The 19,694-nt window shown below is 68.4% G+C and carries 22 protein-coding genes; 14 read left to right on the top strand and 8 right to left on the bottom strand.

Annotated features, from left to right (window positions below; translation table 11 throughout):
• Positions 1-89 precede the first annotated feature (89 nt).
• The 7 genes from HDC31_RS06015 to HDC31_RS05985 are packed head-to-tail and all read left to right on the top strand — an operon-like array spanning position 90 to position 7,422.
• Entirely contained in the window at positions 90-806 is a 717-nt protein-coding gene (locus HDC31_RS06015) for an NUDIX domain-containing protein (protein ID WP_113681677.1), read from the top strand.
• Positions 803-2,140 carry a quinolinate synthase NadA gene (gene nadA, locus HDC31_RS06010; RefSeq protein ID WP_113681676.1) on the top strand — a complete coding sequence of 446 codons (1,338 nt, stop codon included), beginning with the start codon at positions 803-805 and terminating at the stop codon, positions 2,138-2,140. Before HDC31_RS06015 ends, nadA begins: the two co-directional genes overlap by 4 nt.
• Complete coding sequence (gene nadB / locus HDC31_RS06005) at positions 2,137-3,660, top strand: L-aspartate oxidase (protein WP_179515907.1); 1,524 nt, start codon at positions 2,137-2,139, stop codon at positions 3,658-3,660. Before nadA ends, nadB begins: the two co-directional genes overlap by 4 nt.
• Positions 3,660-4,511, top strand: a complete 852-nt coding sequence (nadC, locus tag HDC31_RS06000) for a carboxylating nicotinate-nucleotide diphosphorylase (protein WP_179515906.1) — start codon at positions 3,660-3,662, stop codon at positions 4,509-4,511. The genes nadB and nadC overlap by 1 nt, the downstream gene beginning before the upstream one ends.
• A 5-nt stretch (positions 4,512-4,516) precedes the next feature.
• Positions 4,517-5,653: a cysteine desulfurase family protein gene (locus HDC31_RS05995; protein ID WP_179515905.1), complete on the top strand. Its 1,137-nt coding sequence runs from the start codon at positions 4,517-4,519 to the stop codon at positions 5,651-5,653.
• Positions 5,654-5,675: 22 nt separating this feature from the next.
• Positions 5,676-6,623, top strand: a complete 948-nt coding sequence (locus tag HDC31_RS05990; RefSeq protein ID WP_113681674.1) for a glycosyltransferase family 2 protein — start codon at positions 5,676-5,678, stop codon at positions 6,621-6,623.
• A gap of 25 nt (positions 6,624-6,648) precedes the next feature.
• Positions 6,649-7,422, top strand: coding sequence for an SDR family NAD(P)-dependent oxidoreductase (locus HDC31_RS05985; RefSeq protein WP_179515904.1), 774 nt, complete (start codon positions 6,649-6,651; stop codon positions 7,420-7,422).
• A gap of 27 nt (positions 7,423-7,449) precedes the next feature.
• On the opposite strand, the gene HDC31_RS05980 is transcribed toward HDC31_RS05985, so the two are convergent.
• On the bottom strand, positions 7,450-9,507 hold the full coding sequence (locus tag HDC31_RS05980) for an ABC transporter ATP-binding protein (protein ID WP_179516090.1): 2,058 nt from the start codon (positions 9,505-9,507) through the stop codon (positions 7,450-7,452).
• A gap of 164 nt (positions 9,508-9,671) precedes the next feature.
• On the opposite strand from HDC31_RS05980, the gene HDC31_RS05975 reads away from it, so the two are divergent.
• On the top strand, positions 9,672-11,150 hold the full coding sequence (locus HDC31_RS05975) for a DHA2 family efflux MFS transporter permease subunit (RefSeq protein ID WP_113681672.1): 1,479 nt from the start codon (positions 9,672-9,674) through the stop codon (positions 11,148-11,150).
• A 34-nt stretch (positions 11,151-11,184) separates the two neighbouring features.
• Here HDC31_RS05975 and HDC31_RS05970 read toward each other — a convergent pair whose 3' ends face one another.
• Positions 11,185-11,331: a hypothetical protein gene (locus tag HDC31_RS05970; RefSeq protein WP_179515903.1), complete on the bottom strand. Its 147-nt coding sequence runs from the start codon at positions 11,329-11,331 to the stop codon at positions 11,185-11,187.
• Positions 11,332-11,426: 95 nt separating this feature from the next.
• Here HDC31_RS05970 and HDC31_RS05965 point away from each other — a divergent pair, with 95 nt between their 5' ends.
• Positions 11,427-12,038, top strand: coding sequence for a 1-acyl-sn-glycerol-3-phosphate acyltransferase (locus tag HDC31_RS05965; protein WP_113681671.1), 612 nt, complete (start codon positions 11,427-11,429; stop codon positions 12,036-12,038).
• Between the two features lie 2 nt (positions 12,039-12,040).
• Here HDC31_RS05965 and HDC31_RS05960 read toward each other — a convergent pair whose 3' ends face one another.
• Positions 12,041-12,244: a hypothetical protein gene (locus HDC31_RS05960; RefSeq protein ID WP_046749598.1), complete on the bottom strand. Its 204-nt coding sequence runs from the start codon at positions 12,242-12,244 to the stop codon at positions 12,041-12,043.
• Between the two features lie 69 nt (positions 12,245-12,313).
• Here HDC31_RS05960 and HDC31_RS05955 point away from each other — a divergent pair, with 69 nt between their 5' ends.
• Entirely contained in the window at positions 12,314-12,841 is a 528-nt protein-coding gene (locus tag HDC31_RS05955) for a DUF6328 family protein (protein WP_046749599.1), read from the top strand.
• 30 nt (positions 12,842-12,871) lie between these two features.
• On the opposite strand, the gene HDC31_RS05950 is transcribed toward HDC31_RS05955, so the two are convergent.
• Positions 12,872-13,417, bottom strand: a complete 546-nt coding sequence (locus HDC31_RS05950; protein ID WP_046749600.1) for a Dps family protein — start codon at positions 13,415-13,417, stop codon at positions 12,872-12,874.
• 154 nt (positions 13,418-13,571) lie between these two features.
• Here HDC31_RS05950 and HDC31_RS05945 point away from each other — a divergent pair, with 154 nt between their 5' ends.
• The 4 genes from HDC31_RS05945 to HDC31_RS05930 all read left to right on the top strand — a co-directional run bounded on the left by HDC31_RS05945 (position 13,572) and on the right by HDC31_RS05930 (position 15,629).
• Positions 13,572-14,030 (top strand): GNAT family N-acetyltransferase, encoded by a 459-nt coding sequence (locus HDC31_RS05945; RefSeq protein WP_061015145.1) that lies wholly within the window; start codon positions 13,572-13,574, stop codon positions 14,028-14,030.
• Positions 14,031-14,137: 107 nt separating this feature from the next.
• Positions 14,138-14,437 (top strand): Fe-S cluster assembly protein HesB, encoded by a 300-nt coding sequence (locus HDC31_RS05940; RefSeq protein WP_045262755.1) that lies wholly within the window; start codon positions 14,138-14,140, stop codon positions 14,435-14,437.
• Between the two features lie 122 nt (positions 14,438-14,559).
• Positions 14,560-15,225, top strand: coding sequence for a hypothetical protein (locus tag HDC31_RS05935; RefSeq protein WP_147251351.1), 666 nt, complete (start codon positions 14,560-14,562; stop codon positions 15,223-15,225).
• Between the two features lie 59 nt (positions 15,226-15,284).
• The gene (locus tag HDC31_RS05930) at positions 15,285-15,629 is read left to right on the top strand and encodes a LysR family transcriptional regulator (protein WP_046749603.1); all 345 of its coding nucleotides are present in this window, start codon (positions 15,285-15,287) and stop codon (positions 15,627-15,629) included.
• A gap of 13 nt (positions 15,630-15,642) precedes the next feature.
• Here HDC31_RS05930 and HDC31_RS05925 read toward each other — a convergent pair whose 3' ends face one another.
• The 4 genes from HDC31_RS05925 to HDC31_RS05910 all read right to left on the bottom strand — a co-directional run bounded on the left by HDC31_RS05925 (position 15,643) and on the right by HDC31_RS05910 (position 19,650).
• Positions 15,643-16,218: an alpha/beta fold hydrolase gene (locus tag HDC31_RS05925; RefSeq protein WP_046749604.1), complete on the bottom strand. Its 576-nt coding sequence runs from the start codon at positions 16,216-16,218 to the stop codon at positions 15,643-15,645.
• Between the two features lie 159 nt (positions 16,219-16,377).
• A complete protein-coding gene (locus HDC31_RS05920; protein ID WP_113681669.1) occupies positions 16,378-16,932 on the bottom strand; it encodes a GNAT family N-acetyltransferase in 555 nt (184 codons plus the stop codon).
• A complete protein-coding gene (locus HDC31_RS05915; RefSeq protein WP_113681668.1) occupies positions 16,929-18,590 on the bottom strand; it encodes an ABC-F family ATP-binding cassette domain-containing protein in 1,662 nt (553 codons plus the stop codon). The genes HDC31_RS05920 and HDC31_RS05915 overlap by 4 nt, the downstream gene beginning before the upstream one ends.
• A 40-nt stretch (positions 18,591-18,630) precedes the next feature.
• A complete protein-coding gene (locus HDC31_RS05910) occupies positions 18,631-19,650 on the bottom strand; it encodes a hypothetical protein (RefSeq protein ID WP_113681667.1) in 1,020 nt (339 codons plus the stop codon).
• Positions 19,651-19,694: the final 44 nt, after the last annotated feature.

Here is a 19,694-nt window from a genome sequence, read left to right as displayed (position 1 = left end):
AACGTTTCGGACTCAGCCCGGATCCTCGTCACAGAGGACCACTAAGAGTCTCGATGACACTAAGATCGACATCGGAGGTTAAGGTGCGAATGACTCAAAGCGGTGACATCCGAGTCGCCGTCTCGACGGTGATCCTGACGCTGCGGAGGACCGACGACGGACGGGCGGTGCTCTCCCTGCCCCTCGTGCTGCGCACCCGCGAGCCCTTCGCCGGCCAGTGGGCACTCCCCGGAGGTTGGCTCACCTCGACGGAGTCTCCCGTCGATGCCGCGGCCCGCAGCCTCGCCGAGACAACGGGACTCGCCCCCAGCTACCTCGAGCAGCTGTATGCCTTCGGAGCGGTCGACCGCTCCCCCACGCGGGTCGTCTCCATCGTGTACTGGGCCCTGTTGCGGCAGGACGACGTGACCGCGCAGAGCGCCGCACATCGCGCAGCCGGGCACTATCCCGAGAACGTCCGCTGGTTCGACGTCGAGGAGCTGCCGGACCTCGCGTTCGACCATGACCGGATCGTCGAGTACGCGCTGTGGCGACTGCGCAACAAGGTGGGGTACAGCCGGGTCGCACAGGGGTTCCTCCCCGCCGAGTTCACGCTCGCCGAGTTGCGCGAAGCCTATGAATCGATCCTCGGACGCGCCCTCGACCCCGCCAACTTCCGTCGCCAGGTGGAGGCGGCGGGCAATCTGCTCCCGACCGACCGGTTCCGCACCGGAAGCCACCGGCCCGCACGTCTGTATCGCGACAACACCGACATCGAGCTCGCCGATCGCGGCCCGCTCCGACCCGAGGAAACGAGCATCCGATGAGCATCACCTTCGTCCCCGCTCCCGCCGTACCACCGCTGGACCCCTCCGTCGACCATGCGATCCAGGCGATCGTCACCGGCGCGTCCACGGACGCCACGTGCGCGACGGATCTCGCCGCAGGACCGTGGGACTTCGACGCGCGGCCCGGATACGGACCGGGCTCATCGATGGGAGACGTGATCCCGACCGGTGCCCCGCGACAAGGCGAGCTGCCTTCCGAGTACCGCGAGGCTTCGGAAGAGGAACTCGACGGGAGGATCCGGGCGGCCAAGGCCACGCTCGGCGACCGGGTGCTCATCCTCGGACACTTCTATCAGCGCGAAGAGGTCGTGCAGCACGCGGACTACGTCGGGGACTCGTTCCAGCTGGCGACGGCGGCGAAGGGCAGAGCCGATGCCGAGGCGATCGTGTTCTGCGGCGTGCACTTCATGGCCGAGACCGCCGATCTGCTCTCGCAACCCGATCAGGCGGTGATCCTCCCCAATCTCGCCGCGGGGTGCTCGATGGCCGACATGGCCGACATCGACCAGGTCGAGGAGTGCTGGGAGCAGCTCGAGGACGTCTTCGGGGACCTCGCGGCCGCAGACGCCGACGGCCGCGTGCCCGTGATCCCCGTGACGTACATGAACTCCTCGGCGGCGATCAAAGGCTTCGTCGGGCGACACGGCGGGATCGTGTGCACGTCGTCGAATGCGCGGACCGTGCTGGAGTGGGCATTCGAGCGGGGGCGGCGGGTCCTGTTCTTCCCCGACCAGCACCTGGGCCGCAACACCGCCAAGGCCATGGGAGTGCCGCTCGATCAGATGCCCATGTGGAACCCGCGGCGAGCGCTGGGCGGCTCGTCCGCCGAGCAGTTGCTCGACTCGCGTGTCATCCTGTGGCACGGGTTCTGCTCCGTGCACCGACGCTTCACGGTCGACCAGATCGACCAAGCGCGCACCGATCACCCCGGTGTCCGCGTGATCGTGCACCCCGAATGTCCGATGGAGGTCGTCGACGCCGCCGACGAAGCAGGGTCGACCGAGTACATCCGCCGGGCGATCGACACGGCGACCGAACCGACCACCTTCGCGATCGGCACCGAGATCAACCTCGTCCGTCGACTCGCTGCGCAGTATCCGCAGCACGAGATCTTCTGCCTCGACCCCGTGGTGTGCCCGTGCTCGACGATGTACCGCATCCACCCCGGCTACCTCGCGTGGGTGCTGGAGGAGCTGGTGGCCGGTCGCACGCCGAACCGCATCACCGTGTCCGACGACGTCGCCGTCCCCGCTCGGGTGGCGCTGGAACGGATGCTCGCGGCGAAGCCCCCGGCGGTCGCGGGCACACGATGAAGGTCATCATCGTCGGGTCGGGCATCGCGGGGCTCACCGCGGCGCTGCACGCGCACGAGTCGGGTCACGACGTGACGATCGTCACCAAGGGTGACCTCGGCGACGGCTGCACCGGGTTCGCTCAGGGGGGTGTCGCCGGAGCGTACGGCCCGGGCGACTCCCCGTCGTCGCATGCCGCCGACACGCAGATCGCCGGCGCCGGGCTGTCCGATCCGGACGCGGTGAGTGTGCTGGTCGCCGACGGCGCGGAGCGGATCGCCGAGCTGATCGCACGGGGTGTCGGCTTCGACCGCGACGACGACGGTTCACTGCGACTCGGACGCGAGGCGGCGCACAGCCACGCCCGCATCGCGCATGCGGGCGGCGATGCCACCGGGGCGGCGATCTCCGCGGCCCTCGTCGAATGCGCACGTCGCGCGCGCATCCCCGTTCTCACCGGCGCTTTCCTTGTCGACCTCGTGAAGCGCGACGGTGTCGTTCGGGGTATCCGAATCCGTCGCGACGGTGTGCTCTCGACCCTCCAGGCCGACGCCGTGATCCTCGCCACCGGCGGTGCCGGCCAGCTCTACGCCCACACCACCAACCCCGGGGGCACGACGGGTGACGGCATCGCCGCCGCGCTTCGCGCAGGTGCAGCGGTCGCCGATCTGGAATTCGTCCAGTTCCATCCCACCGTCCTCGCCTCCGGCCCGGCGTTCCTGATCTCCGAGGCGGTGCGCGGTGAGGGCGCGGTTCTGGTGGACGACCGTGGCCGCCGGTTCGTGTTCGACAGCCACCCCGACGGTGAGCTCGCGCCGCGGGACGTGGTGTCGCGAGCGATCGCACGGCGTGCCGCGGCTCAGGCTGCGCCCGTCAGGCTCGACGCCACGATGCTCGGAGCCCGCACGCTCGCGCTCCGCTTCCCGACCATCGACCGTGTCACGAGAGAGCGTGGCTTCGACTGGGCGAAGAGCCCCCTACCCGTGACCCCGGCGGCGCATTACCTGATGGGCGGCGTGGTCACCGACCTCGACGGACGCACCACGGTGCCAGGGCTCTTCGCCGTAGGAGAGGTCGCCCGCACTGGCGTGCACGGGGCCAACCGGCTGGCATCGAACTCCCTGCTCGAGGGCGCGGTCTTCGGGGCTCGCGCGGCGGCAGCGCTCACGGTGCCCTGGCCTCTTCCGGAACAGGAGCACACCCCTCCCGAGGTGAGCCTCGACGCGAACCTCGCTGACCCCGAACCGGGGTTCACCCGCTCCGCACTGCAGCGGCTGATGTGGGACGAAGTGGGCCTGCTGCGCACGGGCGAGGGCCTCACCCGGGCGCTCGGCGTGCTGCAGGGGTGGGCCGGCGCCCCCACCACGCCCACGACCGTGACGGAGCACGAGGATGCGAACCTGCTGCTCCTCGCGCAGGCGACGGCGGCGGCGGCTCTGAAGCGCACCGTTTCCGTCGGAGCACATCATCGTGTCGACACGGATGCGACAGGTGCCCCTTCTTCATCCCCCACACCCTCATCGATCCTGGAGACCGTCTGATGCTGACCCCCGCCACTCTGCACCGCGTCGTCGGCGCCGCACTGGAGGAAGACGCTCCGTGGGGCGACCTCACGAGCACCACGCTGCTGCCCGCCGAAGCCACGGCCACGGCCGATCTCGTCGCACGAGAAGCCGGGGTCTTCAGCGGAGGCGAGGTCTTCGCCGCCGCCTTCCGTCTCACCGATCCGTCCGTCCAGGTGGATCTGCACGTCGGCGACGGTGACGAGTTCGTTGCAGGAGACGTCCTCGCCTCGGTATCCGGTGCGGCGCGCAACGTACTGACCACGGAGCGCGTCGCCTTGAACTTCACGCAGCGGATGAGCGGCATCGCCACGCTCACCGCCGCCTACGTGGCGGCCGTCGACGGCACCGACACGCGGATCGCCGACACCCGCAAGACCACTCCCGGTCTGCGCGCCTTCGAGCGTCACGCCGTCGAGTCGGGCGGCGGCCGCAATCACCGGCACTCCCTGTCCGACGCGGTGATGGCGAAGGACAACCACCTCGCGGTGCTGAAACGCTCGGGCCTCGACCTCGCGGCCGCCCTGCGCGCGGCCCTGTCCCGGCTCCCCCATACGACCCACGTCGTCGTCGAGGTCGACCGTCTCGACCAGATCGACGCCGTCCTGGACGGTGGAGCGGACACCGTGCTGCTCGACAACTTCTCGCTGGACGACCTGGAGCGGGGCGTGGCCCTCATCGGCGGTCGAGCCATCGTCGAAGCCTCGGGCGGTGTCACCCTCGACACGGTCGGCGAGATCGCACGCACCGGCGTCGACGTGATCTCGGTCGGAGCTCTGACGCATTCCGCCCGCGCCCTCGATCTCGGCCTGGATCTGCGGATCGACTGACGGTCATGCTCTACCTCGATCACGCGGCGACCTCACCGGTGCGTCCGGAAGTGCTCGAAGCGATGCGTCCCTTCCTCACCGGGGTGTTCGGCAATCCGTCGAGTCACCATACGGCGGGCGAGGCCGCGGCGGGCGCCCTCGACGGCGCCAGGGCACGGGTGGCCCGCGTGCTGGGGATGCGGACGAACGACGTCGTGTTCACCGCAGGAGGAACAGAGGCGAACAACCTCGCGGTCAAGGGCATCGCGCTCGCCGCTCTGGAGGCGGGACGGCGCCACCTGGTCATCTCCCCCATCGAGCACGAGTCGATCCTCGAGTCCGCCGGGTATCTCCGACGCTTCCACGGCGTCGAGGTGACGATGATCCCGGTGGACTCCCGAGGGCGTATCGCCCCGGATGCGCTGACCGCGGCCATCAGGGAAGACACGTCGCTGGTGTCGTTCGGTCACGCGAACAACGAGATCGGGACGGTGCAGGACGTCACAGCCCTGGCAGCCGTCACGAGCGCGGTGAGGGTCCCTCTGCACCTCGATGCCGTGCAGTCGGCCGGGTGGCTTCCCCTGCGGGATCTCGGTGCCGATGCGTTGTCGATCGCTGGTCACAAGCTGGGTGCCCCCAAGGGCATCGGTGCGCTCGCGGTCCGCGGACGCGTTCCCGTGGAGCCCCTGCTGCACGGCGGCGGTCAGGAACGCGGTCGACGATCCGGCACCGAGAACGTCGCGGGAGCGGTGGCGTTGGCGACGGCCCTGGAACTCGCCGAGCGGGAGCGAGAACTCGTGGCGGCGCGGGTCGCCGCCACGAGCCTACGCTTCGCCGCCCTGGTACTCGCCGCCGTGCCTGCAGCAGCACTCACCGGCGACCCGGTGCATCGTCTGCCCGGCACCGCGAGCTTCACGTTCGCCGGCACCAGCGGGGAGGCCGTGCTGCTCGAGCTCGAGCGCCGCGGAGTGATCTCCTCGAGCGGATCGGCGTGCGCGGCGGGCAGCGACGACCCCTCGCACGTGCTGCTCGCCTGCGGAATCGCACCCGAGGTCGCACAGACGTCGGTGCGCTTCACGTTCGGTCGCGAGGAGCTGGCCACGGACGCTCCCGAGCGCCTGGCGGCGCTCGTCGCGGAATCCGTGCGCGCGGCCCGGGGCTGATGCCCGGCCATAGACTCGGCACGTGACTGCCTCCGCCCCGATCGTGACGCTGATCGTCCCCGGACGCGACATCGCCGCCTTCGCCCCCGCTGCGCTCGACTCGCTCCGCGCACAGACCGAACCCCGCTGGCGGGCGATCCTGATCGACGACGGTTCGACCGACGAGACGGGCGCGATCTTCGATGACGCGGCCTCCGCTGACCGACGTTTCACGACGATCCGCAATGACGCCTCCCGTGGCCTCGGCGCCGCCCGCAATGCCGGTCTCGCCCTGGTGGACACCCCCTACCTCGGCTTCCTCGACGGCGACGACGAACTGCGGCCGGACGCCCTCGCCCGGATGACGCACACACTCGAACGGACCGGAAGCGATTTCGTCGCCGGAGCCTACGTGCGCGCACGCCCTCAGGGAGATGCGTACCTCGCCGGTCGCGTGCAGCCCTGGGTATCCGCGGCCACCTCCCCGGAGAGGCTGGGCACCACGCTCACCGCACATCCCCGGGCGGTGTCGAACATCGTCGCCTGGTCGAAGCTGAGTCGCACTCCTTTCTGGCAGGATCTCCGCTTCCCGGAGGGCGTCGCCTACGAGGACCAGATCGTCGCCCAGCAGATGTACACCCGCGCACGGGCGTTCGACGTCATCCCGGATGTGGTCGTGCACTGGCGTCTCCGCGCCGACGGCACCTCGATCACCCAGGGCAAAGGTCGGCTCCCCGTAGTGCGCGACTACCTGGCAGCTCTGCGCGGCGGCATCCGCGTGCTGCACGACGCCGGCGCACGTGCCTCGGTCGTAGCGCGGATCGAGCTGATCCTCGCCATGGACATCCCCTCACTCCTCGACATCGCGGAGCAGCACACCGACCCGGCATACGCCGCCGAGGTCGACGCCTTCATCGCCGAGCTCCGGGCACTCCCCGAGTTCGCCGATGCCACTCCAGACCCCTCCCTCGCCGCGGCTCTCGCCTGGTGAGGGCGGACCACCGATCGGCGGACACATGAACGACTACCTCTCTTCGCTGTTCTCCCTCGAGGGACGCACCGCTGTCGTGACGGGCGGCAGCTCCGGCATCGGTCGAGGGATCGCCACCGCGCTCGCTCGTGCCGGCGCGGCCACGGTCGTGGTCGCCCGCGGTGAGGAACGCATCCGCGAGACCGTCGATGAGCTGCGTGCGCTCGGCTGCCGGGCGACCGGTGTCGTCGGCGATCTCAGCACGAGGCACGGAATCCACGCCGTCGCCGCAGCGGCTGTCGAGCCCTTCGGGGAACCGGACATCCTCGTCAACTCGGCAGGCATCAACATCCGGCCGCCCTTCCCCGACATCACCGAAGAAGACTGGGACGCCACGATGACGGTCAACGCGCTCGCACCGTTCCTGCTCGGCCAGCAGTTCGCGAAGGGCATGGCCGCACGCGGATACGGCCGCCTCATCCACATCAGCTCCCAGCAGGCGCACCGGGCCTTCGTGGGCAGCGGTGTGTACGGTGCGTCGAAGGGTGCCGTGGAGTCGCTCATGCGCTCGGAGGCCGAGGCCTGGGGCGGGACGGGCGTCACGAGCAACACGCTGGTGCCGGGGTTCGTGCTCACGCCGTTGAACGCCCGCCTGCAACAGGACCCGGAGAAGGTCGCCGAGCTCGCGGCCCGCACGATGATCGGACGCAACGGTCTGCCGAGCGACTTCGCGGGTGCGGCGGTGTTCCTGGCCGGGGCAGGATCGGGCTACGTCACCGGTCACTCGCTGTTCGTCGACGGCGGGCTGTCGGTGCACTGACCTGAGACTGCACTGACCTGAGACTGCTCAGGGCCCCGGCGGGTAGACCCGCTCGTCGGGTCTCGGCTCGGCCAGCAGCGGCACAGCGGCGGTGATGGTCGCGACGGCGTCTTCGCCAGCGGAATCGGCAGGTGCTCTGTCGGCGCGGCGCTCAGCGAGAGGAGCCGAAGCGCCGCCCGTCACCGCCTCCTCGACCGCTGCCTCGGTGTCGAGCACCCGCGACGCCGCCACCTGCTCAGCCGCGAGTTCGGCATAGAGTCCACCGAGCGCCAGCAGCTCGGAGTGAGTGCCGGACTCGATGATGCGCCCCGCTTCGAGCACGTGGATCACGTCCGCGCCCATCACGGTCGAGAGCCGGTGGGCGATGGAGAGCGTCGTGCGCCCCTTCGCGGCCTCGTCGAGCGCTTCCTGCACCACGCGCTCCGACACCGTGTCGAGCGCCGAGGTCGCCTCGTCGAGGAGTAGCACCGGCGGGTCCTTCAACAGCACGCGGGCGATCGCGATGCGCTGCTTCTCCCCGCCGGAGAGCCGATACCCGCGCTCGCCCACCACGGTGTCGTACCCCTGCTCGAAGCCGGCGATGATGTGGTGGATGTTGGCGCCCGTGCACGCCGCGATCAGCTCTTCCTCGGTGGCATCGGGCTTCGCATAGCGGAGGTTGTCACGGATGGTCGCGTGGAACAGGTAGGTCTCCTGGGACACGATGCCCACGTTGTCGATGATCGACTCCTGCGTGAGGGTGCGCACGTCGGCGCCCGCGAACATCACGGCCCCTCCCTTCGCCTCGTACAACCGCGGCGCCAGGTACAGGATCGTGGTCTTGCCCGCGCCCGACGGGCCGACGAACGCGACGTGCTGACCCGGTTCCGCCGTGAACGACACACCGTCGAGAGTCGGCCTGGCGTCAGCCGAGGCATCGGGGTAGCGGAACACGACCTCGTCGAACTCGATGCGCCCGCGGGGTCCAGGAGCCTGATCGACGGTGATCGCGTCGGGGGCGTCCTGGATCTCCGGCACGAGGTCGAGGTACTCGAAGATGCGCGCGAACAGCGCGGACGAGGTCTGCAGATCGAGCGAGACCCTCATGAGGCCCATCAACGGCATGAGCAGCCGCGCCTGCACGGTGGTGAAGGCGACGACGGTTCCCGCGGTGATGGCTCCGGTCCCGCCGGCGATCAGATAGCCGGAGACGAGATAGATCACGGCGGGCACACTCGCCATGATCACCTGCACGACGGCGAAGAACCCCTGGCCGCTCATCGCACGCCGCACCTGGAGCACGACCTGGTTGCGGTTCTCCGCCTGGTACCGCTCCGACTCGGTGCGCTGCCGGTTGAACGCCTTCGACAGCAGCATGCCCGACACGCTCAGGGTCTCCTGGGTGATCGAGGTGAGCTCGGACAGCGACTCCTGCGTCTCCCCCGCGATCCTGGCGCGCACCTGCCCCACCTTGCGCTGCACGACGATCAGGAACGGCATCATGACGACGGCGATGAGCGTCAGCCGCCAGTCGATCAGGATCATCGCGACGAGCGAGGCGATCACGGTCACGACGTTGCCGAGGATGCTGGTGACGGTGTTGGTCAGCACGCCGGACACGCCACCCACGTCGTTCTGCAGCCTCGACTGGATGACGCCCGTCTTGGTGCGCGTGAAGAATCCGAGCTCCATCGCCTGCAGATGCTCGAAGAGCTTCACGCGCAGATCGCCGGTGACGCTGTTGCCGACGGTCGAGGTGAGCCAGGTCTGCGCCACCCCCAGCCCCGCGGAGACCAGGAACAGGGCGACCATCGCCACGACGAGCCAGGCCAGCAGTTCGAGGTGCGGGCTTCCGCCGTCCACCGGGAACAGCGCGTCGTCGAAGATGCGCTGCACGATCAGCGGCGGGATGACCGCGATCGCGGCGCCCAGCACGACCAGGATGCCCGTGAAGAGGATGCGCCAGCGATAGGGGCGGAACAGGGAGACCACCCGCGCCCCGAGACCGTTGATCCGCGGCGCCTCGGCGTTCAACTTCCGCTGCGCGTCTTCATCGACTCCGCGGAAGCCACCTCCCCGCGGGCCACCGCCCATGCCGCCGCCCATGCTCATTGCGCCAGCGTACCCACGCGCGCGGACATCGGGCCGCGTGTATCCGCCTTCAGCGGATATCTGTGAATACGGAATGAAATGTCCGCGGCTGCCGTTACGCTGAATGACTCTTGCGAACTCTCGCGATATCCATTTCTTCTTCGCCCTGGAGGCCGCCCATGTCTGCCGTCGATACCGGCTCCATCTCGACGACTCCCGCCGCGGCAGGGGGCGAGATCCCCCGCAAGGACATGCGGGTGATCTGGCTGCTGCTCGTCGCCGCCTTCGTCGCCATCCTCAACGAGACCACGATGGGGATCGCGATCCCCCATCTGAACACCGACCTCGGCATCCCGCCCGAGCTCGGCCAGTGGCTCACGAGCGCCTTCATGCTCACCATGGCCGTGGTCATCCCCACGACCGGGTTCATCCTGCAGCGGTTCACGACGCGCCAGGTCTTCATCGCCGCGATGATCGCGTTCTCCCTCGGCACGCTCGTCGCTCTCGTCGCCCCCGGCTTCGCCGTGCTGCTCGTCGGCCGTGTCATCCAGGCCGCAGGTACCGGCATCATGATGCCGCTGCTGATGACCACGATCATGAACGTCGTGCCGCCGCAGTCCCGCGGTCGCATGATGGGTCGCGTCGGTCTCGTCATCTCGCTCGCTCCCGCGATCGGCCCGACCCTCGCCGGAGCCGTGCTCGAGCTCGCCAGCTGGCGCGCGCTCTTCGGCATCATCCTCCCCATCTCGCTCATCGCCCTCTTCATGGGTGTGAAGTGGATGACGAACCTGGGTGAGACGCGGTCCGTGCCGCTCGACGTGCTCTCGATCCCGCTCGCGGCTCTCGGGTTCGGCGGGATCGTGTTCGGTCTCAGCCAGTTCGGCGGCGAGGGCGGATCCGGCGAGACCGCAGGGATCATCTCCCTCGTGGTCGGTGCCGTCTCACTGGGGCTCTTCGTGTGGCGTCAGCTCGTGCTGCAGCGCATCGACGACGCGCTGCTCGACCTGCGCGTGTTCCGCTCGAGCAACTTCACGCTGTCCGTGATCATCATGTCCATCCTGGCGCTGTCGATGTTCGGCACGCTGACCCTGCTCCCGCAGTACCTGCAGAACGTGGCGGGGCTCAACCCGCTCCAGTCCGGCCTGATCCTGCTCCCCGGTTCGCTGCTGATGGGCCTGCTCGGACCGATCATGGGCCGTATCTACGATGCGCGCGGCACCCGCCCGCTGCTCATCCCCGGCACGATCATGGTGTCGGCGTCGCTGTTCTTCTACTCGACCGTCGGTGAGCACACCGTGTGGTGGGCGCTCATCATCGTGCAGGCTGTCATGTCCGTCGGTCTCGCGATGTCGTTCACACCGCTGTTCTCGGCATCGCTGGGTTCGCTCCCGCGGTCGCTGTACTCGCACGGTTCGGCCGTGCTGAACACACTGCAGCAGGTCGGTGGCGCGGCAGGTGTCGCACTGCTCCTCGTGACCTACTCGTCGATCCTGCACGCGGGCGAGCAGGAGGGCCTGACGACTGCGGTCGCCGGCGCTCCCGGCGCACGCATGGCATTCCTGATCGCGGCGATCATCTCGCTGGCGACTGTGGCGCTCAGCCCGTTCGTCCGCAAGCCTGCAGACGATGCGGGCGAAGGGTTCCACGGCGGGCACTGACCGCGCCGGGACGGCCTGAGATGGCGTCTGCTGCTTACTCGCTCTTCGGGGCGGGGAAGTGGCAGACGCCATTGCTGCAATAGCCGGCCGATTCCCCCTCGAGCAGGTTCAGAGAATCCAGGAGCGGCTGCAGCCCGACGGGCGCGTCCTGCTGCACGGAGTCCTGCTGCGTTTTCTTCATCCCTCGATCGTACGCCTGCCTGGAGGGAGTGGCACCGAAGGCGCCCGTAGCACGTCGACAGCAGATCGACAGCCGTTCTCCCCTACGGTTGAGCCATGCTCAAACGACTCCTCGCCCGCGTGTTCTGGGCGTTCGGCAGATGGAAGCTCGTGAGCGAGTCGGCGCCGACGCGTCCGACGGTGCTCGTGGGAGCACCCCACACCTCGAACTGGGACTTCGTGCTGATGCTCGCCATCGCGTGGAAGCTCGACATCAGCGTGCACTGGCTCGGGAAGAAGAGCCTCTTCCGCGGTTGGCGGGGTCCGATCATGCGGCGTCTCGGCGGTATCCCCGTCGACCGCACCGACCCGGCGCGCGTGGTGAAGGATGTCGTGGGCCAGGTGCACGACGGCACCGTCTTCGGACTGGTGGTCACCCCCGACGGAACACGCGGGGGCAACGAGTACTGGAAGTCGGGTTTCTACCGGATCGCACGAGAGACGGGCATGCCGGTCACTCTCGGTTTCGTGGATCGGACGACCATGACCACCGGCCTCGGACCGACGATCGATCTCACCGGAGACGTCGCAGCCGACATGGACCGGATCCGCGCGTTCTACGCCGACAAGGCGGGCGTGCGGCCCGACCGACGTACCGAGCCGCGGCTGCGCGAGGAACTCCCCACGACCACCGAACCCGAGTCTCCTCAGGACGCGCCGGCGCCGTGACCTCAGTCCTCGGCCTCGCTGTGCTTTCGCGCGTAGGCGAGGTCTGAGTCGCTGAGGGACTCCACCATCCCGACCACGGCGCCGGTGATCACCCGGATCTCCTCGCGCACGGCATCGTCCAGATGAGAGGTGTCGCTGTTCAGCACGGCGCGGCGCCCGTCCTGCGAGAGCTCAGGCCACCAGTCGCGGATCGGTGGGAGCGTCATCTTGCACTCCTTCGTTCGGGGGACGCAAGCAGCTGGACAGCGCCAGGTCGGGAAATCCACACTGAGACCATGACATCAGACCCATCGCGTGGAGAACACGAGCGCGACGACCGTGTCGACGGACGCGACGAGACCGCCAACGAGCGGGCGGATCGCAACTGGGACGAGTTGCTGCAGGAGTTGCGGGTCATGCAGACCGGCACCCAGATCCTCACCGGCTTCCTTTTGGCTGTCGCCTTCCAGCCGCGGTTCACCGACATGGACGAGCTCCAGCGTGACCTGTACGTCGTCCTCGTCGCTCTCGCAGCCGTGGCGACCATCTTGGCCCTCGCGCCGGTCGGAATGCACAGGGCGCTGTTCGGACGTCGTCGCAAGCCCGATCTCGTCCGCATCGCCGCCCGGATCGTGCGTATCGATCTGGTCGTGATCGGTGCGTTGACCGTCGGGGTGACCACGCTGATCGTCGACTTCACGGTGAATCGGACGGCGGGTGTCATCGCTCTCTTCGCGGCGCTCGTCCTGATCGGAGCCCTATGGCTCGCTCTGCCCCGAGTCATGCGCGGAAGGCCTCTCACCCGCGGAGCAGGACCCGAATGAAGAGGGCGTGGTCCGCGGGTGAGAGGACGCTCAGCGTCCCGCGGGGCTGCGGTTCTCCGCGCTGACCATCCAGGCGAACTGTTCGAGCCGCTCGATGATCGCGTGCAGCAGGTCCGCCGAGGTCGGATCCTCCTCGTCGACGGCATCGTGCACGTCGCGAGCGGTGGCCACGGCCGCCTCCAGGCGCTCGGTGACCAGGTCGATCGTCTCGGTGGTGGACACCTCTCCCGCCGGGAACTCGGGAAGCGAAGAGGTCTTCGCGATGGTGGCACTGCGCCCGTCCGGCACAGCGTGCAGGGCACGCATGCGCTCGGCGATCGTGTCGCTGAAGGTGCGAGCGTCGTCGATGATCTCGTCGAGCTGCCGGTGCGTATCGCGGAAGTTGCGTCCCACGACGTTCCAGTGGGCCTGCTTGCCCTGGATCGCGAGATCGAGCAGGTCGACCAGCACCGCCTGCAGGTTCTTCGCGAGCGTGGTCGAGGCGGTGAAGCCTTTCTCCGCGTTCTGCTGCCTGGTCGTCTTGACCGCGCCCTTCGTCGAGCCGCCGGTCTTCTTGGTGGTTGTGGTTTCAGCCATGGTGTGACCTCCTGATCGCGACGCTAGCCTTGGCGATCCTCCACGGCGAGGGGGTTGACACCGCGGGCGCCCACCCCGGAATGTGACTCGGGTGAGTGACGCAGACATCGTGAACGAAGAGCACCGCCCCGACCAGCACGCCGCACCGGGTGAGGTGGTCATATCTCCCATCAGCGACCGCGACGCCGGCGAGGTGCTGACCGTGCAGAGGGCGGCCTTCGTGTCGGAAGCGGCGATCTACGGGAGCGTCGACATGCCACCGCTGACGCAGACGCTCACCGAGCTGGAAGCGGAACTCCGCTCCGAATCCGGGCTGACAGCACGCATCGACGGGCGGCTCGTCGGCGCGATCCGGTACGTGGAGCAGGACGGGCTGTTGCTGATCGGCAGGATCGCGATCGCACCGGACATGCAGGGCGAGGGAATCGGCCGCCTCCTGCTCGAGAGCGCCGAGAAGGCGTCGAACGCGGATGTGGCCGAGCTGTTCACGGGCAGTCTGAGCGAAGCGAACATCCGCCTCTACGAGTCGTGCGGGTATGAGGAGCACGAGCGTGTACCTGACGGCGACGGCACCGCGCAGGTGTTTCTGCGCAAGAACCTGCGAGCAGGGTAAGAGCCTCCTCCGAATCCCCGCAAGGGGGTTGAGACACTCACCGAGGTTCGGCATCGTAGCCCGGACATGTCGCGACCGTGACATGCCCCAACCGGAAGGAGAGTCTCGTGCTCACCCTCACCGACAACGCCTCCGCCATCGTGACGACTCTGGTGAGCCGTCAGACCGACGCCCCGGATGCCGGGCTCCGCATCCACTCGACAGAGCCTCAGAACGCCGAGGGAGGTGCGCGCCTCGCCGTGCTCGTCGCCGCCGACCCGGAGCCGCAGGACCAGGTCGTGGAAGTGGCCGGCACCCGGCTCTTCCTCGATGAGTCGGCAGTCGCCGCTCTCGACGACAAGATCCTCGATGCCGGCGTGGACGACGAAGGCTCCGTGTCCTTCGCCGTCACCCCACAGGTCGCCTGACCGAAGGATTCCGGATGCCGCGGCCGAATCGGTCGCGGCATCCGTCTGTCCGGAATATCACGATCCGACCCCGTCGGCCTGCCCGTTGCTGCGTCGTCGCCCCCTATCGATACCGTGAGACCATGCGACGTTCACTTCTGCCTGCGCTGGCTCTCGCCGGCGCGGCTCTCCTTCTCGCCGGCTGCACCTCAGCTCGCCCCGCAGCCGAGCCCACCACCGTGCCCAGTTCTGCACCCTCGTCGCCGACCCCTAGTCCGACCCCCACGGTGGAGCCACGGATCGTCGTGTCCCTCGACGGCATCGCCGTCACCGACGAGACGGGCACCCGCGACGCCGCGCTCGACGACACCGAGGCGGTGCTCGACCTGTTGGAAGAGACGACGGGAGAGCTCCCGGAGCCGGAGAAAGTGGAGACCTTCCCGGGTTACGACTTCTCGTTCGTGAACTACATATGGGACGGCTTGCGGGTGTTCACCGACACCGAGCACGAAGGTCCGGCCTCTGTGGCGATCACCGGAGCGTCGCTCGACGGTGTTCCGATCACCGCCGCAGACGGTCTCTCCGTCGGATCCACGCGTGCCGAGCTCCTCGATGCGGGCGCCTGGGCGCTCGACGATGCCGAGGACCCCGCCACCGCCGAGTTCCTCGGCCTGGGAGGACGCGAAGCGCCAGGGACAGAGTCGCTCAGCCACCCTGGCTCCACCGGCATGATCTACACGCTCTTCTGGTTCGACGGCGACACGGTGAAGCAGATCCAGGTCCCCGCGAACGACTACAGCGACCTCTGAACGACACCACGTACCCTGGAAGCAGTCCGCAAGCCCGTGCGGATCATCGAAAGGCTCCCGTGAAGATCTCCCTGCTCCGCCGCTTCGTCGTCCTGGCGGATGAACTCCATTTTCCGCGCGCGGCGGACAAACTCGGGATTCCGCTGGCTTCGCTCTACACCTCGATCGACAAGCTCGAAGCCGAGGTGGGCCACCCCATCGTGCACCGCGAAGGTCCGACGCGGCTCACTTCCGTCGGTGAGCTGCTGCTCGTGGAGGCGCGTGCCGAGGTCGCGGCTGCGCCGGAGCCGGTTCGCAGCGCCCCTGCCCCTGCCGGAGGCAAGGCCAAGGCGTCGAAGGGCAAGGGGCGTGCTCCCGCGGTGAAGGGCCAGCCGAAGCCCTACAAGAAGCGGCAGGGCCGGTAGGCGAACGGGTCGCTCAGTCCCAGTCGAGGTACTCCTCGATCACGACGGCCGTCTCGATGGGGAAGGTCATCGGGAACATGTGGTCGCCACCTTCGATGGTCTTCACGCTCGCGCGCTCGGGCGCCGTGGACTGCAGCTGCTCGCCGTTCGCCGGAGGCGTCTCGATGTCCTTGCTGCCCTGGATGATGAGAACGGGCATCACCGGCGCGAGCGGCGTCGCGTCGTCTTCGACGGCCAACAGGGCCAGGCCGTTCACGCGGTCGGCGTGGGCGACGGCGAAAGCACGCGCCACCGTACCGCCGAAGCCGTGTCCGCCGATCCAGGTGTCGCCGAGCCCCACGTGGTCGATCACGGCGAGCGCGTCGTCAACCCGCGCAGCCAGCGTCGCCTCGTCGTGCTTACCCTCGGCACGGTGGCCGATCCGCAGCACATGGAAGCCCGCTTCCTCCGCAAGGTAGTGCGCCACGACGCCGAGCACATCCGCCGCCACGTCGCGCTCCTGGATCAGGACCAGCTTGACGGGTCCGTCTCCCTCGTCGACGAAGGGGATGGCGCGGCCGTCGGGCTCGAAGATCTGGGTCTCGGTCATCGGCGTCAATCTCCTCGTGCCGTCAGGGTCAGGAACTCAGGCGGAACGCCCACGGCGGACACCAGCGACCGGACCGCGACCGGAGCCGCCGTGCTCCAGCGTATCCCGACCTGGCGGTCAGCGAGACGACGACACCTTCGAGCGCACTCGGTCAGATGATCACCAGGCGCGCCCGCGGAGATCGATGGCACCTGCCGGCCACGAATCCAGCGGAGCCTCGACCGGGAGCAGCAGAATCGGCGGACCCGGCGGCTGCGTGACCGGGCACCCGGCGCGATCGACCGATTTCTCGGCTGCCGTGACCCGCTGCCACCCGCACGACGCGTAGAAGGGGACGACCTCCTCACGGCACCCCAGGTAGCCGAACTCGATACCACCGGCCTCGATCATCGACGCGGTCGCGGCCGCCATGAGTCTCGCACCCGCTCCTTCGCCCCGCGCACGCGGAGAGATGAGGACTCCGCCGACACCCGCGATCACGACCTCTGCGGTGCCGACGCCGATCGTCCGCCGCGCCCAGCCGACGTGGCCCACCACGTCGTGCCCGAGTCGAGCGATGACATGCAGGTCATGGGGCGCGTAGCCGTAGGGCTGATCGGGGTCCCACTCGCCGAACTGCGCGAGATACTCCACGTCGAACAGTTCCCGCAGCCGCGCCACGTCATCCTCGGTCAGACGCTCATGGGGGACGGTCTCGATGACGAAGGTCGTCACGCCTCGACCACCTGCCCCGCCTCCACTCTCCAGTGGCGGTCGGTCTTCACGGTCGCGAGCATCCGCCGGTCGTGGGTCACGAGCAGCAGGGTTCCTTCATACGACTCGAGGGCCTGTTCGAGCTGCTCGATCGCGGGCAGGTCGAGGTGGTTCGTCGGCTCATCCAGGACGAGGAGGTTGATGCCACGGGCCTGGAGCAGCGCGAGTCCTGCGCGGGTGCGCTCTCCGGGCGAGAGTTCGTCGACCGCACGGGTGACGTGGTCGGCCTTGAGCCCGAACTTCGCAAGGAGGGTGCGGATCTCGCCCGAAGCCATCTCGGGGACCAGAGCCTCGAAGGCCGTCGCGAGCGGTTGCGAGCCGGTCAGTTGCGCGCGGGCTTGGTCGATCTCACCGATCTGCACGCTCGCGCCGAGGCTCGCCGTCCCCTCGTCGGGAAGCTGACGTCCGAGCAGCCCGCGAAGGAGCGTCGACTTGCCCGCACCGTTGGGGCCGGTGATGCCGATCCGCTCCCCCGCGTTGACCTGCAGCGACACCGGGCCGAGTTGGAACGTCCCCTGTCGGAACACTGCGGAACTCAGCGTCGAGACGACGGAGCTGGAGCGCGGCGCCGAGCCGATCGTGAACTCGAGCTGCCACTCCTTGCGCGGCTCGTCGACTTCTTCGAGCCTGGCGATCCGGCTCTCCATCTGGCGCACCTTCTGCGCCTGCTTCTCGCTCGACTCGGCCGAGGCCTTGCGCTTGATCTTGTCGTTGTCTGGCGCCTTCTTCATCGCATTGCGCACACCTTGGCTCGACCACTCGCGCTGAGTTCGCGCACGGGAGACGAGGTCGGCCTTCTTGTCGGCGAACTCGTCGTACTTCTCGCGCGCGTGTCGACGGAGCGTGGCCCGCTCCTCCAGGTACGAGTCGTACCCGCCCCCGAACACCCTGTTGCTGCCCTGCGCCAGGTCGAGTTCCAGCACACGGGTCACACACCGCGCCAGGAACTCGCGGTCATGGCTGACCACCACGGCACCGCCACGGAGCCCCTGCACGAACGCTTCGAGTCGCTCGATGCCGTCGAGGTCGAGGTCGTTCGTCGGCTCGTCCAACAGCGCGATGTCGAAGCGCGAGAGCAGCAGGGCGGCGAGTCCGACCCGCGCAGCCTGCCCACCCGACAGCGACGTCATCATCGTGTCGGCGGGATCATCGCCGAGGTCGAGTCCGAGCTCGGCGAGCACCGCCGGAAGCCGCTCGTCGAGGTCGGCGGCACCGCTCGCCAGCCAGCGATCCAGCGCGACCGAGTAGGTGTCCGCGGGATCCGTGCCCGGAGGTGCGAGGCTCGGGTCGCCCAGAGCAGCGGCGGCGGCATCCATGTCCCTGGTCGCTGCTGCGCATCCCGTGCGGCGGCCGATGTACTCGGCGACACTCTCGCCGGGGACGCGCTCGTGCTCCTGCGGAAGCCAGCCGACGAAGGCATCTGAAGGTGAGAGACGGATCGCACCGGCCTGCGGTTCATCGACACCGGCCAGCAGCTTCAGGAGGGTCGATTTCCCTGCCCCGTTGACCCCGACGAGGCCGACCACGTCGCCTGCCGCGACGGTCAGATCGAGCGAGTCGAAGAGGGTGCGGTGGCCGTAGCCGCCGGCCAGCCCTTGTGCCACGAGAGTTGCGGTCATCCGTCAATCCTGTCACCCGTGCGGGTGGTGCACGGACGCCTCAGCCGTCGAGACGCTCGGCGAGCCATCCCTCCAACTGATCGGCATACGCGCGCGCTCGGTAGCGGCGAATGCGCGCCATGTCCTCGACGTCGGTCGTCTCGTTCAACGCCCGATCGTTGCCTGCTTCGACGATCTCGACGACCTTCGCAAGCATGCCGTCCTGCAGGACACGCTTGAGATAGGCGTGATCGCCGGTGATGCCACCGCCACGTTTCATGGACACCGCCCCCGCCGGCTGGAGGATCTGCAGGAACCTTCCCAGGTGCCGGTCATCAGTGACGAAGACGCATGGAACCTCGAACGCGCCGCGGAACTCGGGGAGAGAGGGCATCGTCGCGACTCGCGAATGCGTCAGGTCAAAGCTCGTGTTCCACAGTGCGTCGAGCGTTGAGGCGAGGTCCTTCTGCTCGCGCAGCTTCATGATGTTCAACGCCATCTCACGCCCCGTGTGATTGCCTGCCAGCAGCAGCGCACCCAGCAACACCTCGCGTGAGCCACGAGCGAACAGCTCCTCGGCGAACCCGGCGAGGACACGGAACCCGGACTCGGGACTCCTCCCCTGCAAGTACAACTGATATGCCTTCAGCATCACGGCGTAGGACGGAATGAGGAGGTTCTCTCGAACGATCTCGAACTCCACTGTGCCTATCTCGCTCGGATGCTCAGCGTCCCCGGGAACACGAGGGTCGGGTAGAGCCTCACCTTCGAGCCACGCTGTGATCCGCGAGCGGTCACCGGCGAGCAGCTCCTGCGCGTTCTCGCTCCGGCGCCGGTAGTTCGACACGTCTTGCAGTCCCGCCCGCCGCACGACCCCCTCGCCTGCACCGAGGCCGGGCAGGACCCGTGCGTCAGCATCGAGACGGCGGACAAGATCCGCCATGCGTCGATTCACCACTCCGTCGGCGTACTCCGTGCCCTTACGCGCGATGGTATCCAGGTGCGCCGTCACGTTCGCATCCAGGAGGAGAGTCCTGATGGGGCCCTCGTATCGGGCGGGAAAGTACTGGTACGTGGGCATCTGTCGTCCTCTCGTCCTCGTCCACGACGCTATCGTGACGGTGC

Origin of the sequence: Microbacterium sp. JAI119, assembly GCF_013410135.1 — a bacterium.
GTDB classification, from domain to species: Bacteria; Actinomycetota; Actinomycetes; order Actinomycetales; family Microbacteriaceae; genus Microbacterium; species Microbacterium oxydans.
This window is presented reverse-complemented; position numbering and strand designations above follow the sequence as displayed.

What these genes read in the sequence shown, in the direction of transcription:
- nadC (WP_179515906.1), top strand. Translation starts at nt 3,660, where the DNA reads ATGCTGACCCCCGCCACTCTGCACCGCGTCGTCGGCGCCGCACTGGAG.
- HDC31_RS05985 (WP_179515904.1), top strand. Translation starts at nt 6,649, where the DNA reads ATGAACGACTACCTCTCTTCGCTGTTCTCCCTCGAGGGACGCACCGCT.
- HDC31_RS05925 (WP_046749604.1), bottom strand. Translation starts at nt 16,218, where the DNA reads ATGACCGAGACCCAGATCTTCGAGCCCGACGGCCGCGCCATCCCCTTC.
- HDC31_RS05955 (WP_046749599.1), top strand. Translation starts at nt 12,314, where the DNA reads ATGACATCAGACCCATCGCGTGGAGAACACGAGCGCGACGACCGTGTC.
- HDC31_RS05910 (WP_113681667.1), bottom strand. Translation starts at nt 19,650, where the DNA reads ATGCCCACGTACCAGTACTTTCCCGCCCGATACGAGGGCCCCATCAGG.
- HDC31_RS05960 (WP_046749598.1), bottom strand. Translation starts at nt 12,244, where the DNA reads ATGACGCTCCCACCGATCCGCGACTGGTGGCCTGAGCTCTCGCAGGAC.
- HDC31_RS05980 (WP_179516090.1), bottom strand. Translation starts at nt 9,507, where the DNA reads ATGGGCGGCGGCATGGGCGGTGGCCCGCGGGGAGGTGGCTTCCGCGGA.
- HDC31_RS05965 (WP_113681671.1), top strand. Translation starts at nt 11,427, where the DNA reads ATGCTCAAACGACTCCTCGCCCGCGTGTTCTGGGCGTTCGGCAGATGG.
- HDC31_RS05935 (WP_147251351.1), top strand. Translation starts at nt 14,560, where the DNA reads ATGCGACGTTCACTTCTGCCTGCGCTGGCTCTCGCCGGCGCGGCTCTC.
- HDC31_RS05995 (WP_179515905.1), top strand. Translation starts at nt 4,517, where the DNA reads ATGCTCTACCTCGATCACGCGGCGACCTCACCGGTGCGTCCGGAAGTG.
- HDC31_RS05975 (WP_113681672.1), top strand. Translation starts at nt 9,672, where the DNA reads ATGTCTGCCGTCGATACCGGCTCCATCTCGACGACTCCCGCCGCGGCA.
- nadB (WP_179515907.1), top strand. Translation starts at nt 2,137, where the DNA reads ATGAAGGTCATCATCGTCGGGTCGGGCATCGCGGGGCTCACCGCGGCG.
- HDC31_RS05950 (WP_046749600.1), bottom strand. Translation starts at nt 13,417, where the DNA reads ATGGCTGAAACCACAACCACCAAGAAGACCGGCGGCTCGACGAAGGGC.
- nadA (WP_113681676.1), top strand. Translation starts at nt 803, where the DNA reads ATGAGCATCACCTTCGTCCCCGCTCCCGCCGTACCACCGCTGGACCCC.
- HDC31_RS06015 (WP_113681677.1), top strand. Translation starts at nt 90, where the DNA reads ATGACTCAAAGCGGTGACATCCGAGTCGCCGTCTCGACGGTGATCCTG.
- HDC31_RS05970 (WP_179515903.1), bottom strand. Translation starts at nt 11,331, where the DNA reads ATGAAGAAAACGCAGCAGGACTCCGTGCAGCAGGACGCGCCCGTCGGG.
- HDC31_RS05915 (WP_113681668.1), bottom strand. Translation starts at nt 18,590, where the DNA reads ATGACCGCAACTCTCGTGGCACAAGGGCTGGCCGGCGGCTACGGCCAC.